Origin of the sequence: Shinella sp. M31, from assembly GCF_049199205.1 — a bacterium.
In the GTDB taxonomy this organism is placed as follows: Bacteria; Pseudomonadota; Alphaproteobacteria; order Rhizobiales; family Rhizobiaceae; genus Shinella.
Window position 1 is genome coordinate 1 of sequence record NZ_JBLZPH010000126.1, and the last position, 13705, is coordinate 13705.

The window sequence follows — 13705 nt, forward strand, 5'->3', positions numbered from 1 at the left end:
TGGGCGCCGACTTCCGAACCCTTTTCGAGCACGACGACCGTCAGATCCGGATTGACCTGCTTCAACCGGATCGCAGCCGACAGGCCGGCCGGACCGGCACCGACGATCACAACGTCGAATTCCATCGACTCGCGTTCGGGGAGTTCCATTTCTTCGCTCATTGTTCTCTCCAGCCGCAACCCCTCAAAAGCCGCGGAAAATCCCTCAAGGTCGATCCTGTCATGACAAATACCGGAAATCTTGTCGAGCCGTTCTGCGACAGAGTTTCCGGCTTTTGCGCATGACCTCATGACAGCGCCGAAAGTTTATTGACTTATACGTAAACGTCAATCGATTGTCGGATGCGCGCCGCACGCTCGCTTGATTCCGATGTCGCGCGCGGCTAGGCATTCGACATCAGAATCGGGAGAGGATCGCCCCCCATGTCCAAGATTATCCGATCGCTCCAGGACGATTTGAACGAATTCGGCGCGGATCTTCACCTTATCGGAAGTGAGACGCTTCAAGGGCGGCATCCCGGCGAGCATCCCGACAATTTTGGCGCCGGCGCCATGGCGCAGCCGGCAACGCCGGAGGCGGCAGCGGCCATCGTGCGCTGGTGCGCGGAAAACAACGTGCCCATCGTGCCGCAGGGCGGGCGCACCGGGCTCGTCGGCGGCGGCGTCAGCCGGCCGGGCGACCTGATCGTCTCGACCGCCAAGCTCAACCGAATCGAGGCGATCGATCCGCTGGCCCGCACCGCGACCGTCGGGGCCGGCGTGACCTTGCAGGCCTTGCAGGAGGCGGCGGCGGAGTTCGGACTGACACCCGGCATCGACCTTGCCGCACGCGGCACCGCCACGATCGGCGGCATGATCGCCACCAATGCCGGCGGCATCCTCGCCTTCCGCAACGGCGTGATGCGCCATCAGGTGCTCGGCATCGAGGCCGTGATGCCGGATGGCAGCCTCGTCAGCGACCTGACGCGTGTGCTGAAGGTGAGTGCCGGGCCTGATATCAAGCAATTGCTGATCGGCTCGGAGGGCGCCTATGGCCTCGTCACCCGCGCCGTCGTGAAGCTCGAAAGCTTCAATCCGCAGCGCGCCACAGCCCTTGTCGGCGTTCGGGACGCCACATCCGCGCTCGCCCTTGTCGGCCATTTCCGGCGGCAGCCGGCGGTGCAGCTGGAGGGTACCGAACTCATGTGGCGAAAATTTTTCAGCGACAGCGCGCGAGAACGTAGTGTCGATACAGACTGGCTGGACGGTGAAACACAAGCCATCCTGCTGATGGAAGTATCCGCGGCGAATGAAGCAAATGCCCGCAGCGCACTCGAGGAGGGCCTTGCCGCCCTTTGGGAGGAACAGACGCTGACGGGCGGCATCGTCGCCGGTTCACTCGATCAGGCGCGACGATTCTGGTCGCTACGCGAGGACGATAGTTTCATGTACCGGATGTTTCCGTCAGCCCCGTCTTTCGATGTGTCTTTGCCGCCGGATGCGCTCGATCGCTACGTCGCAGAACTGACCGACCGCTTGAAGGCGATCCATGCGGATTTTTATGCCTATGTCTACGGCCATGTTTCGGACGGCAACCTGCATATCTGCGTCGCGGGACCCGGCATAGCTGCGGCGTCACTCAAGGCGCCGATCGAGGATGCCGTCTATACCGGCGTCACGGAGGCCGGCGGCAGCTTTTCCGCCGAGCATGGGGTGGGAATGGAGAAGCGCCGTGCCTATCTCACCTTCGGCAATCCGGCCCGCCGTGCGGTCGCGCAGGCGATCAAGGCGGCGCTCGACCCGAAAAACCTCTTCAATCCGGGCAAGGTGCCATACAGCGCCGATCCCAATACTTAAGGATATCGTCATGGATCTCGGCATCGCCGGCAAGCGCGCCCTCGTTCTCGCCTCCTCCCGCGGCCTCGGCAAGGGCATTGCCGTGGCACTCGCCCGCGAGGGCGCGCATGTGCTGCTCTGCGGCCGCAGCGCCGAGACGCTCGCCGCCAATTGCGCGGCGATCAACGCCGAAGGCCTTGGTCGCGCCGACTGGGTTCAGGCCGATCTGAGCGACGAGAGCTTCGTCGAGACAGTCGTTTCGGCCGTCGGTGAAAAGCTTGGCGGCATCGACATCCTCGTCAACAATTCCGGCGGGCCGACGCCCGGCTCCACCGAGGACATGAGCGAAGAGAAGCTTCTGACCTATTTCAACGCCATGGTGCTGCGCCTCATCGCGCTCACCAACCGGCTCCTGCCCGGCATGAAGGAACAGCGCTGGGGCCGCATCCTCACGGTCGCCTCCTCCGGCGTGATCGAGCCGATCTCGGGTCTCGCGCTTTCCAACACGCTGCGCCCGGCACTGGCTGGATGGTCGAAGACGCTTTCGACGGAAGTCGCGCAATACGGCATCACCAGCAACATGCTTTTGCCCGGCAGCATCTTCACCGATCGGCTGAAGAGCCTCGATGCCGCCGCCGCCGAGCGCAGCGGCAAGAGCGTGGACGAGGTAAAGGCTGCTTCCGAAAAGGCGATCCCGGCCCGCCGCTACGGCACGGTCGAGGAATTTGCCGCCACCGCCGCCTTCCTGTGCAGCAACCCAGCGAGCTATGTCACCGGCAGCCTGGTGCGCTGTGACGGCGGCGCGGCGCATTCGGTCTGAGCCTCCATTCGGCGGGCCATCCCTTGGTCCGCCGCTTTTGCAAGGGCGGACAGGCCTCCGCCCTTGCCATTCCCCCTCGCCTGTGGCATCTCGCGCCCTCTTCATTCCAGAGCGCATCTGATGCGCCCTTTCGCGCGGCGCCAATTGCGCCGCTTCAACACATTTCGACAGATGAGAGGGGCACGGCGATGGCACGGGCACTCGGGCTTGATTTCGGCACGACGAACACGGTTCTCGCGCTCGCTTCCGGCGGCGGCGAAACGCAATCCATGCATTTTACCAGCAGTGTCGGCGAGACCGATACGATGCGCACCGCGCTCTCCTTCATGAAGGATCCGGTGCTCGGCGCCCAGGCCTTGAAGGTGGAAGCAGGACAGGCGGCGATCCGCCAGTTCATCGACAATCCCGGCGATTGTCGTTTTCTCCAGTCAATCAAAACCTTTGCGGCAAGCGCCCTCTTCCAGGGCACGCTGGTCTTCGCCCGCAGGCATACCTTCGACGACCTGATGGAAGTGTTCCTGCGGCGGCTGAAGGCCTATGCCGGTACGGATTGGCCGGGCGAGGTCTCGCGCCTCGTCGCCGGCCGGCCGGTGCAGTTCGCCGGCGCAAGCCCGGATCCCAATCTCGCGCTCGAGCGCTACAACGAGGCGCTGACCCGGCTTGGCTTTCCGGAAATCCACTATGTCTATGAGCCCGTGGCGGCCGCCTATTATTTCGCGCAGACGCTGAAGAGCGACGCCACCGTTCTCGTCGCCGATTTCGGCGGCGGCACGACCGACTATTCGCTGATCCGTTTCGAGCGGCAGGCCGGCCGGCTGACGGCGACGCCGATCGGCCATTCCGGCGTCGGCATTGCTGGCGACCATTTCGATTCCCGCATGATCGAACATCTCGTGGCGCCGGAGATCGGCAAGGGCTCGCATTTCAAGAGCTTCGACAAGGTGCTTGAGGTGCCCTCCGGCTACTACGCCAATTTCGCGCGCTGGAACCAGCTGTCGATCTTCAAGACGACGCGCGAATTCAGCGATCTCAAGTCGCTCGTGCGCTCCGCACTGGAGCCGGAAAAGCTGGAACTGTTCATCGACCTGGTCGAGCATGATGAGGGTTACCCGCTCTATCAGTCGATCTCGGCCACCAAGATGGCTTTGTCGGGCGCGGAAGAAGCCGAGTTCGATTTCAAGCCTCTCGGCGCCGCCGGGCGCAAGATGGTGAAGCGCTCCGATTTCGAAACGTGGATCGCGTCGGACCTTGCCCGCATCGAGGGCGCGCTGGACGAAGTTCTGGAGAAGACGAACACGGCGCCCGACGGCATCGACAAGGTGTTCCTCACCGGCGGCACCTCCTTCGTGCCGGCCGTGCGCCGCATTTTCACCAACCGCTTCGATGCCGGCAAGATCGAGACCGGCGGCGAGCTGCTCTCCATCGCCCATGGTCTGGCGCTGATCGGCGAAAGCGACGACGTGGCGCAATGGGCGGCGTGACGGCGGCGCTTTCCTCAGGCCGCCGGCTTCGCTAAGGTGGCACCATGACCACCGCCGCCAACGACCTTCATCCCGAGCAGCTACGTTCGCTCCTGCACTTCTATGCGGATGCCGGCGTGGAATGGTTGCTAGAAGAAGAGGCGGTTGACCGCATCGCCGAGTTCGAGGCAATGCGGGCGGCGCGTGGCGCATCGGCACAACGAGAGGCAGCACCCGTTCAGCAGGCTGCGCGGCAGGCGCCCGTTCGGCAGGAGCAGCCGCGGGCCGCAGCCCCCGCCCCCATGCCGCCCGCCTCCATGCCGAATGTCGCGATCCCGGATAGCCAGGCGATTGCCGAAGCGGAGTTTGCGGCAAGCAGCGCCCGTTCGTTGGACGAACTGCGTACGGCGATGGAAACGTTCAACGGCTGCAACCTGAAGACCAGCGCCCGCTGCCTCGTCTTCGCGGAAGGCAATGCCAAACCGTCCGTCATGGTGATCGGCGCTATGCCGAATGCCGACGACGACCGCGACGGCCAGCCGTTTTCCGGCCGGCAGGGCGCCATGCTCGACCGGATGCTCACCGGCATCGGCCTTGCGCGTGACGATCTGCTCATCACCAATATCGTGCCCTGGCGGCCGCCGGGCAATCGTCCACCGTCGCAGCGGGAAGCCGATATCTGCCGGCCCTTCATCGAACGCCAGATCGCGCTGGCCGAGCCGAATCAGCTGCTCGTTCTCGGCAATTTCGCCGCGCGATTCCTCTTCCGCTCCAACGATACGATCCATCAATTGCGCGGCGATTGGCGGGAAATCGAGATTTCCGGCCGCAAAGTGCCTGCTTTTGCGACATTGCACCCACAGGATTTGGCAACGGCGCCGATCAGCAAGCGGCTCGCCTGGCAGGACCTGCTCGCTTTTCGTGCAGGGCTTCGTGGCTAAAGCACGAAAGCGCGCGCAACAATTTCAACAACTTGCGCAATCGAGCCGCAAAGTGGCGCGCAGATTCGCCGCAAATCTGCCTTCAGCATGAACAAAATGTTTCAACAGCCATGCGCATTGCACATATCTGCCGGGCAGAATGTCGCATTGCAAAAACCATGCTGCGGCGCAATATATCGACACGGGAGGACAGGATTTAAGGAAACGAACCATGACCGCCCGCTTTCGGCCCATTCATTCGAGCTTCGAGACGCTCCGCCATACTGGCCGACGCGTCGGCCACGGCTTCGGCGTCGCTGCTCCGGCCAATGAGCAGCTCACGGCGACCGGCTTCGCCCGCATTATCCGCCCCGTCCAGCTCTACAGCGACTTCATCCAGCGTTGAGCCGTTCCCACGGGCAGACATACCCGTGCGCACAGAAACCACAGGAGCAGACCATGGCCGCCTTTCGCAAGCTGATCTCGGACATTGCCGACATCCGCGCCGCCGTGAACGCCGCCCGGGAATATTCCGTGCTGGCCTCGCTGCCGCGCGATGCCGCCCAGCGCCGCGACCCGCTCAAGGCCTTCCTGCCCAACTGAAGCTGGCTTTGACCACGGTGCGCGCCGTGGTATGATCGTCATCGTCAGGAGGTGAGACGCCTTTCCTCTGGTGGGGACCGGGCCGAAGGCCGATCTCCGTTTCAGCTGATCGTCAGGGTGAACCGCCAAGTCCTGAACCTGATCGTCAGCGTAAGCCGGATTTTCAAACGCCTCAGCTCCTTTCTTTGTGCCGGGCATGCACCCGACACGCCTTCATAACACAACCCTTCCGCGAATTGCGGACCTTCCAAAATTCTTCTTGGATTACGCCAGCCTCTGTCGCTGTGGACAGCGCACGGTTCCCGCAATAGAGCGACATTCGATAACCGAATGCCCTCTCCCGGAGCTCCCATGCTGGCGACCCTCGTCTCCATTTTCAGCCTCATGCTGTCCACGCTGCTGATGATGGTGGCCTTCGGGCTGCAGAGCTACGTCGTGCCGGTGCGCGCCGTCGCCGAGGGCTGGTCGACGCAGACGATCTCGATGATCGCGACGGGTTATACGATCGGCTTTACGCTCTCCTGCATCGTGACGCCGAAATTCGTGCTGCTCGTCGGCCATGTGCGCGTCTTCGTGGCGCTGATCACGCTGCTGTCCGTCGGCATCCTGCTCTGCGCCGTCGTCGTCGACTGGCGGGCCTGGATGCTGTTCCGGGCAATCTCGGGCTTTGCCATTTCCGGCAGCTACCTCATCATCGAAAGCTGGCTGAACGAGCGCGTGACCAACGAGAACCGCGGCTCGGTCTTCTCCATCTATCTCATCACGACGATGGTCGGCACGATCGGCGGACAATATCTGGTGCCGCTCGGCGATCCCTCCAACACCTCGCTCTTCATCGTCTGCGGCATCATCTTCTCGATCGCGCTCATGCCGACGGCGCTGACCTCCTCGCCGCTGCCCGCGCCGCCGACGCAGGCACGCTTCAACGTGCCCGCCCTCTACCGGCGCTCGCCGGTGGCGGTGGTCGGCGCGTTCCTGGCCGGGGCACTGTCCGGGGCATGGCTCAATCTCGGCGGCGTCTTCACCCAACGCACCGGGCTTTCCACCGCCGAGGGAGCGACATTGCTCGCCTCGGTGCTCATCGGCAGCGCCATCTCGCAAATCCCGATCGGCCGCGCCTCCGACCGCATGGACCGGCGCCTCGTCATGGTCGCCTGCGGCATCGTCGGCACGATCTCGTGCCTTGCCATGGCCCTCGTCGCCGGCGGCCCGCCGGTCGTGCTCTACGTCGCCGCCGCCTTCGTCGGTTCGGTGATCTTTCCGATCTATGCATTGAATGTCGCCCATGCCAACGACCGCGCGCAGCCGGACGAATATGTCGAGGTCTCCTCCGGCATGATGATCGTCTACGGCGTCGGCACCATTTCCGGCCCGATCGTCGTCGGCCCGATCATGGACCGTTTCGGCCCAGGTTCGCTTTTCGTGGTGCTCGCCGTCTATTTCGCGCTCTACGGAGCCTATGCCGCCTGGCGCATCAGCCGGCGCGAGGCCAATGACGGACTGGTCAGCAAGACGGATTTTCAGGCGATGGCCGCCCAGCCGCTTGGCGCAGACGCAGCGGCCGCGGCGTTGCAGCCCGATGCGGTGGCGGAAGAGCGTCTCGAAGACACCACGACACCAGAATGGCGTCAGCCCTGAGGCAGCCTGTGGCGCAGTTCGGCGCGCCGCTTCAAATCCAGGCGATGCTCGCGAAAAATCACGAAAATGCCGGCGCTGACGACGATAGCGGTGCCGAGGAGCATGGGCCCGGTCGGGACGTCGCCGAACAGGACATAGCCGATGACGAGGCCGAGCACGATCGAGGTATATTCGAAGGGTGCGATGGTGGAAACGTCGGCGTAGCGATAGCTCGAGGTGAGCAGCAACTGCGCGATGCCGCCGCAAAAACCGGCAAGCGCCATCAGGCCGAGCGACGGCCAGCTGAGCGCGATCCAGCCGAAGGGCAGCGTCGCGAGCGAAAAGATCGAAGCGAAGAGCGAGAAATAGAGCACGATGGTAGGCGTGCGCTCCGTCTGCACCAGCTTGCGCACCAGCACCATGGCGCAGGAGCCGAGCACGGCGAAGGCCAGCATGGCCAGCGCCCCCATGGCTTCGGAGGAGCCGAACCCGCCCTCGCGAAACAGCGTCAGTCGCGGCCAGCTGATGATGCCCACACCCGCAAGCCCGATCAGCACCGCCGTCCAGCGATAGATGCCGACCCGCTCCTTGAGGAAGATGGCGGCGATGACGACGGTGACGAGCGGCAGGGCATAGCCGAGCGCGATCGATTCCGGGAGCGGCAGGTGGATGAGGCCGTAGAAGCCGAAGCCCATCGAAAGGATGCCGACAAAGCCGCGCTTGAAGTGACCGAAGATATCATCGGTACGAAAGGCATCCCGCAACTGGCCATGGGCGGCAAGAAAAGCCAGGATCGGCACGATGGCGAAGGCGGAGCGGAGGAAGGTGATCTGCCCCGCCGGTAGATCCTTGCCGGCCGCCTTGATGAGCGTCGACATACACAGAAAGACCACCACCGAGGCGACTTTCAGGAAAATCCCCTTCATGGGATCGGAAGACTGCGTATCCATGGGGAACTCGTCACGACCGGAAGGTCGTGGCATAAGGCGTTGAAGAAATCGGAGAACCGATTGAGACCATGCAAGTCTAGCGGGATTGCCCGGCGGATGGGATCAATTCTCGTGATGCGACGAACATTCTTTTGATCGGCCAATGCCCGGCACAAAATTGTGAATGGGACTTCCATGGCAATGAGATGTTAAGCGAATACGCATATCTTTTCGCGGAATTTGGGGGCAGACCGCCTTTTACGGGTGTCACGTGTACGGAAACGGGACAGTCGGCGGCGGCATAGAGCAGGACATATCCATGCGGACAGAGAACGGCCAGATCATCCACCTGGCGGACTATCGCCAGACTGACTTCGTTCTCGAGCGTGTCGACCTGACCTTCGAACTGGACCCCACGGAAACCAAAGTCGAGGCTCGCCTGATCTTCCATCGCCGCGAGGGCGTCGACGTCAATGCCCCGCTGGTACTGGACGGCGACGAGCTCGTCATGACCGGCCTGCTCTTCGACCAGATCGAAATGGACGCGGCGCGCTACGACGCGACTCCTGACAGCCTGACCATCCGCGACCTTCCGGCGACCGAACCCTTCGAGATCACGATCACCACGATGATCAATCCCGAGGCCAATACACAACTGATGGGCCTCTATCGTTCGAACGGCATCTACTGCACGCAGTGCGAGGCCGAGGGCTTCCGCCGCATCACCTATTTCCCCGACCGGCCGGACGTGCTGGCCGTCTATACGGTCAACATCATCGCCGACAAGGCGAGCTGCCCACTTCTCCTCTCCAACGGCAATTTCCTCGGCGGCGCCGGCTATACCGAAGGCAAGCACTTCGCCGCCTGGTTCGACCCGCATCCGAAGCCGTCCTATCTCTTCGCGCTGGTTGCCGGCGATCTCGGCGTCGTCGAAGACACGTTCACGACGATGTCGGAGCGCGAAGTGACGCTGAAGATCTATGTCGAGCATGGCAAGGAGGCGCGCGCGGCTTACGCGATGGATGCGCTGAAGCGCTCGATGAAGTGGGACGAGGAGGTGTTCGGCCGCGAATACGATCTCGACATCTTCATGATCGTCGCCGTCTCCGATTTCAACATGGGCGCCATGGAGAACAAGGGGCTCAACGTCTTCAACGACAAATACGTGCTGGCCGACCCGGAAACCGCGACGGACCAGGACTATGCCAATATCGAGGCGATCATCGCCCACGAATATTTCCACAACTGGACCGGCAATCGCGTCACCTGCCGCGACTGGTTCCAGCTGTGCCTGAAAGAAGGCCTGACGGTCTACCGCGACCACGAATTCTCCGCCGATCAGCGTTCGCGCTCGGTCAAGCGCATTGCCGAGGTGCGCCACCTGAAGTCCGAGCAGTTCCCGGAGGATGCCGGCCCGCTCGCCCATCCGGTGCGCCCGACGAAATACCGCGAAATCAACAACTTCTATACGACGACCGTCTATGAAAAAGGCTCCGAGGTGACGCGCATGATCGCGACCATCGTCGGCAAGGACGGTTTCAAGAAGGGCATGGATCTCTACTTCGAACGTCATGACGGCGACGCCGCGACGATCGAGGATTTCGTGAAGTGCTTCGAGGAGGCAAACGGCGTCGATCTCGGCCAGTTCTCGCTCTGGTATCATCAGGCCGGCACGCCGCTCGTCAGCGTCTCCTCCAGCTATGAACAGGCCAAGGGTGAATTCACGCTGTCGCTCGAACAGATGATACCGCCGACGCCCGGCCAGGGTACCAAGGAGCCGATGCACATTCCGCTGCGTTTCGGCCTGATCCTTGCCGACGGCTCGGAAGCGAAACCCACCTCGGTCAGCGGCGCTGACATCACCGGTGACGTGCTGCACCTGAAGGAGCGGCGCCAGACGGTGACCTTCTCGGGTATTCCTTCGCGCCCTGTCGTTTCGCTGAACCGCAGCTTCTCCGCGCCGATCAACCTGCATTTCGAGCAGGCACCCGGCGATCTCGCCCAGATCGCTAGCAATGACAGCGATCTGTTCTCCCGCTGGCAGGCGCTGAACGACCTTGCTCTGCCGAACCTCGTGGACGCCGCCCGCAAGGCGCGCACCGGCGAGCCGGTCGAAACCAACGCGGTGCTTGCCGACACGCTGATCACCATTGCCGGCGATGAAGCACTCGAGCCGGCCTTCCGCGCACAGGCGCTCGCCCTGCCCTCCGAATCCGATATTGCCCGCGAGCTCGGCAGCAACAACGATCCGGATGCCATTCGGGCCGGCCGTGAGGCCGTGCTGGCCTTCATCGCCAACCGCAATCCCGCCGTCTTCGCTGCGCTCTTCGAAAGCCACGGCACCAAGGGCGCCTTCACGCCGGACGCGGCGAGCGCCGGAAAGCGTGCGCTGCGCAATGCGGCCCTTGCCTACCTCGCCGTGTCCGATGGCGGGCCTGCCCGCGCGGCAGCCGCCTTCAAGGCAGCGGACAACATGACGGATCTGAGCGCCGCGCTCACCGTGCTGGCGCACCGCTTCCCGGATACACCGGAAACCGCCGAGGCGCTGGAAGCCTTCCGCGCCCGCTTTGCAGACAACGCGCTCGTCATCGACAAGTGGTTCTCCATCCAGTCGACCATTCCGGGCGACGGTGCGCTGGAGCGCGTCAAGGCGCTGATGACGAGCCCGCATTTCAACAAGGCGAATCCGAACCGCGTGCGCGCGCTCGTCGGCACCTTTGCTTTCTCCAACCCGACCGGCTTCAACCGGGCGGACGGCGCAGGCTACCGGTTCCTCGGAGATCAGATCCTCGAGATCGATCCGAAGAACCCGCAGCTTGCCGCCCGCATCCTCACCTCCATGCGCTCGTGGCGTGCACTGGAGGAAGGCCGCTCGGATCACGCGCGCAATGCGCTGCGTGCGATTGCCGCCGGCGAAAAACTCTCCTCGGACGTTTCGGACATCGTCGAGCGCATGCTCAAGGGTTGAGATGCCGAAAACTGAACGTTTTCGGGCGCTTCGGCGCCCGTTTTCGTTTCCGCATACAAGTTTCCATCAGCAAAATATGGTTAACGAACTTTTACCTTTTGCTCTGGACAAGCCGAATCACAATTGATTCATTAGGGCAGATTCGGGCGAGCGGCGCGCCGAATCACGAGAGGGTTACAAGGTTTGAAGACTATGGCGGACGCGCAACGAGGACGCGCATCCGGCGGGTGGACTCGTCTCAGATTCCCGGGATTTGCGGCCTGGGAAAATGAGCTGACGGGACAGGCGAAGATTTTCGCCGGACCTGCCGGACGGCATTTGACACGGGCCGAGCCCGTGCTGAAACGGTCGATACCGATCCTGATCATCGCTTTTCTGTTCGTGGTGGCCATTTCGCGCATGGTCGGCATCACGGTCGAACACGACCGGATGGACGCGAGCGTCAAGGACGCGACTTCGCTGACGGCGCTCGCCGTCGGCGCGGTGTTCTCCGGTCCCCTGGCCGAAAGCCTTGCGGAGTCCGACCGGATGGCAGCCGAGGCCGCGCTCTCGCTCAACCTCCCGCAGGACCGCATGCAGCCCGGCGGGCTCGTGCTCTTCGTGGCTGAGAAGGGGCAGATTTTCGGCGCTTCGCTTGCGGGCGCGCGTTATGTCGGCCAGTCGCTCGCGCGCTTCTCGCCCGAGCTTGCAGCCAATCAGTATTTCGGCGATCCGGACGGCGTCTTCCGCACCCGGATCGGCGAACAGGATTACTACGCCGCGCTGGTGCAGATGCCGCGCAAGGGCGGCTTCATCATCGTCGCCAATCCGCTGAGCCAGGTCGCGCTGTTCTGGCGCGACGAGGTGGCGTTGAACGTCACGCTCTTCGCCGGCATCTCGGCGATCCTGCTCGTCATTCTCTACGCCTATTACATCCAGGCGAAACGGGCGCGTGACGCCGACGCGATCTTCGCGGAATCCAATCTGCGCGTGGAAACGGCGCTTGCCCGCGGCCGCTCGGGGCTCTGGGATTTCGACCTCTCGAGCCGGCGGCTGTTCTGGTCGCGCTCGATGTATGAAATGCTCGGCATGCCGCCGCGTGACAGCGTGCTTTCCTTCGGGGACGCCGCACGCCTGATGCATCCCGACGACGACGGCATCTACCAGGTGGCCCGCGCGGTCGCCCGCGGTCAGGCCAAGCAGGTCGACCAGGTTTTTCGCATGCGTCACGCGGAAGGACATTACGTTTGGCTGCGCGCCCGCGCCCAGCTGATCCGCATGTCCTCCGGCCGCATGCACATGATCGGCATCGCCATGGACGTGACCGAGCAGCACCGGCTCGCCCAGCGCTACCAGGAAGCCGACCAGCGCCTGGCCGACGCCATCGAATGCACGTCGGAAGCCTTCGTGCTCTGGGATAAAAGCGACCGGCTCGTCATGTGCAACGCGCACTATCAGCAGGCCTATGGGCTGCCGGACGACGTGCTGGTGCCCGGCACCGAGCGTGCAGCGGTCTATGCCGCGGCGGCGCGTCCGGTCATCGAGCGGCGCATCGCGGATGCCGACGGCACTGGCGCCTCGCAGACCAGCGAAGTGCAGCTTGCCGACGAGCGCTGGCTGCAGATCAACGAGCGGCGCACCCGCGACGGCGGCCTCGTCTCCGTCGGCACCGACATCACCATGATGAAACGTCATCAGGTGCGCCTGCGCGAATCCGAGCGCCGCCTGATGGCGACCATTGGCGACCTCTCGGCCTCCCGCGCCAAGCTGGAGCGGCAGAAGTCGGAACTGTCGGTCGCCATCGCCAACTACCAGGCGGAGAAGGAACGCGCCGAGGCCGCCAACCGCGCCAAGTCGGAATTCCTCGCCAACATGTCGCATGAGCTGCGCACGCCGCTCAACGCCATCCTCGGCTTCTCCGAAATCTTGCAGAACCAGATGTTCGGCCCGATAGGCTCGGACAAGTATCGCGAATATTCACGCGACATCCACGAGAGTGGCAAGCACCTGCTCAATGTCATCAGCGATATTCTCGACATGTCGAAGATCGAGGCCGGTCATATGCGCATCAGCTGTGAGACGATCGATCTCGCGCCGCTGATCGAGGAGACCATGCGCCTGACCATGCTGCAGGCCGAGAAGAAGCATATCGAGGTTCAGGAAACCTGCCCGGCGCATCTCCTGACCGTGGCGGACCGCCGCGCGATGAAGCAGATCCTGCTGAACCTTCTGTCCAATGCCATGAAGTTTACCAACGAGGGCGGCAAGGTCATGGTGCGGGCACGCAGGGTGGACGGTGCTGTGACGCTCACCATCGCCGACAGCGGCATCGGCATCCCGAAATCCGCCCTCCAGAAGATCGGCCAGCCCTTCGAGCAGGTGCAGAGCCAATACGCCAAGAGCAAGGGCGGCTCCGGCCTCGGCCTCGCCATCTCCCGCTCGCTGGCGCATCTGCACGGCGGCGCGATGCGCATCCACTCCATAGAGGGCAAGGGCACGATCATCTCCGTGCGCATCCCCGACCGGGAACGGCTGGCGGCGCTGCATCTGGCGGCCTGAGGGAGCGGGAAGACCACGCCTACCCCACCCACCCAC

11 protein-coding genes are annotated in these 13705 nt (G+C 63.4%); 9 read left to right on the forward strand and 2 right to left on the reverse strand.

The annotated features are described in order from the left end of the window. Positions 1 to 161: FAD-dependent oxidoreductase (locus tag ACOZKU_RS20135; RefSeq protein WP_421580367.1), on the reverse strand; the 161-nt coding region annotated here is incomplete at its 3' end. Between the two features lie 261 nt (positions 162 to 422). Between ACOZKU_RS20135 and ACOZKU_RS20140 the strand changes: the two genes are divergently transcribed. The 7 genes from ACOZKU_RS20140 (at position 423) to ACOZKU_RS20170 (ending at position 7255) form a co-directional block, all read left to right on the forward strand. After that, positions 423 to 1835: an FAD-binding oxidoreductase gene (locus ACOZKU_RS20140; protein WP_421580359.1), complete on the forward strand. Its 1413-nt coding sequence runs from the start codon at positions 423 to 425 to the stop codon at positions 1833 to 1835. 10 nt (positions 1836 to 1845) lie between these two features. Beyond that, entirely contained in the window at positions 1846 to 2634 is a 789-nt protein-coding gene (locus ACOZKU_RS20145) for an SDR family oxidoreductase (protein WP_421580360.1), read from the forward strand. A gap of 188 nt (positions 2635 to 2822) precedes the next feature. Further along, the gene (locus ACOZKU_RS20150) at positions 2823 to 4115 is read left to right on the forward strand and encodes an Hsp70 family protein (protein WP_421580361.1); all 1293 of its coding nucleotides are present in this window, start codon (positions 2823 to 2825) and stop codon (positions 4113 to 4115) included. A gap of 44 nt (positions 4116 to 4159) precedes the next feature. After that, a complete protein-coding gene (locus tag ACOZKU_RS20155; RefSeq protein ID WP_421580362.1) occupies positions 4160 to 5035 on the forward strand; it encodes a uracil-DNA glycosylase in 876 nt (291 codons plus the stop codon). Between the two features lie 211 nt (positions 5036 to 5246). Then, positions 5247 to 5420: a hypothetical protein gene (locus ACOZKU_RS20160; protein ID WP_314087621.1), complete on the forward strand. Its 174-nt coding sequence runs from the start codon at positions 5247 to 5249 to the stop codon at positions 5418 to 5420. Between the two features lie 53 nt (positions 5421 to 5473). Further along, positions 5474 to 5617: a hypothetical protein gene (locus ACOZKU_RS20165; protein ID WP_158565446.1), complete on the forward strand. Its 144-nt coding sequence runs from the start codon at positions 5474 to 5476 to the stop codon at positions 5615 to 5617. A gap of 351 nt (positions 5618 to 5968) precedes the next feature. After that, the gene (locus tag ACOZKU_RS20170; RefSeq protein WP_421580363.1) at positions 5969 to 7255 is read left to right on the forward strand and encodes an MFS transporter; all 1287 of its coding nucleotides are present in this window, start codon (positions 5969 to 5971) and stop codon (positions 7253 to 7255) included. Here the strand turns inward: ACOZKU_RS20170 and ACOZKU_RS20175 are convergent. Continuing rightward, a complete protein-coding gene (locus ACOZKU_RS20175) occupies positions 7246 to 8184 on the reverse strand; it encodes a DMT family transporter (RefSeq protein ID WP_421580364.1) in 939 nt (312 codons plus the stop codon). The genes ACOZKU_RS20170 and ACOZKU_RS20175 overlap by 10 nt on opposite strands. A 298-nt stretch (positions 8185 to 8482) precedes the next feature. Between ACOZKU_RS20175 and pepN the strand changes: the two genes are divergently transcribed. Both pepN and ACOZKU_RS20185 read left to right on the forward strand, forming a co-directional pair. Next, complete coding sequence (pepN, locus tag ACOZKU_RS20180; RefSeq protein ID WP_421580365.1) at positions 8483 to 11131, forward strand: aminopeptidase N; 2649 nt, start codon at positions 8483 to 8485, stop codon at positions 11129 to 11131. A 183-nt stretch (positions 11132 to 11314) separates the two neighbouring features. Continuing rightward, complete coding sequence (locus tag ACOZKU_RS20185; protein WP_421580366.1) at positions 11315 to 13669, forward strand: PAS domain-containing sensor histidine kinase; 2355 nt, start codon at positions 11315 to 11317, stop codon at positions 13667 to 13669. Positions 13670 to 13705: the final 36 nt, after the last annotated feature.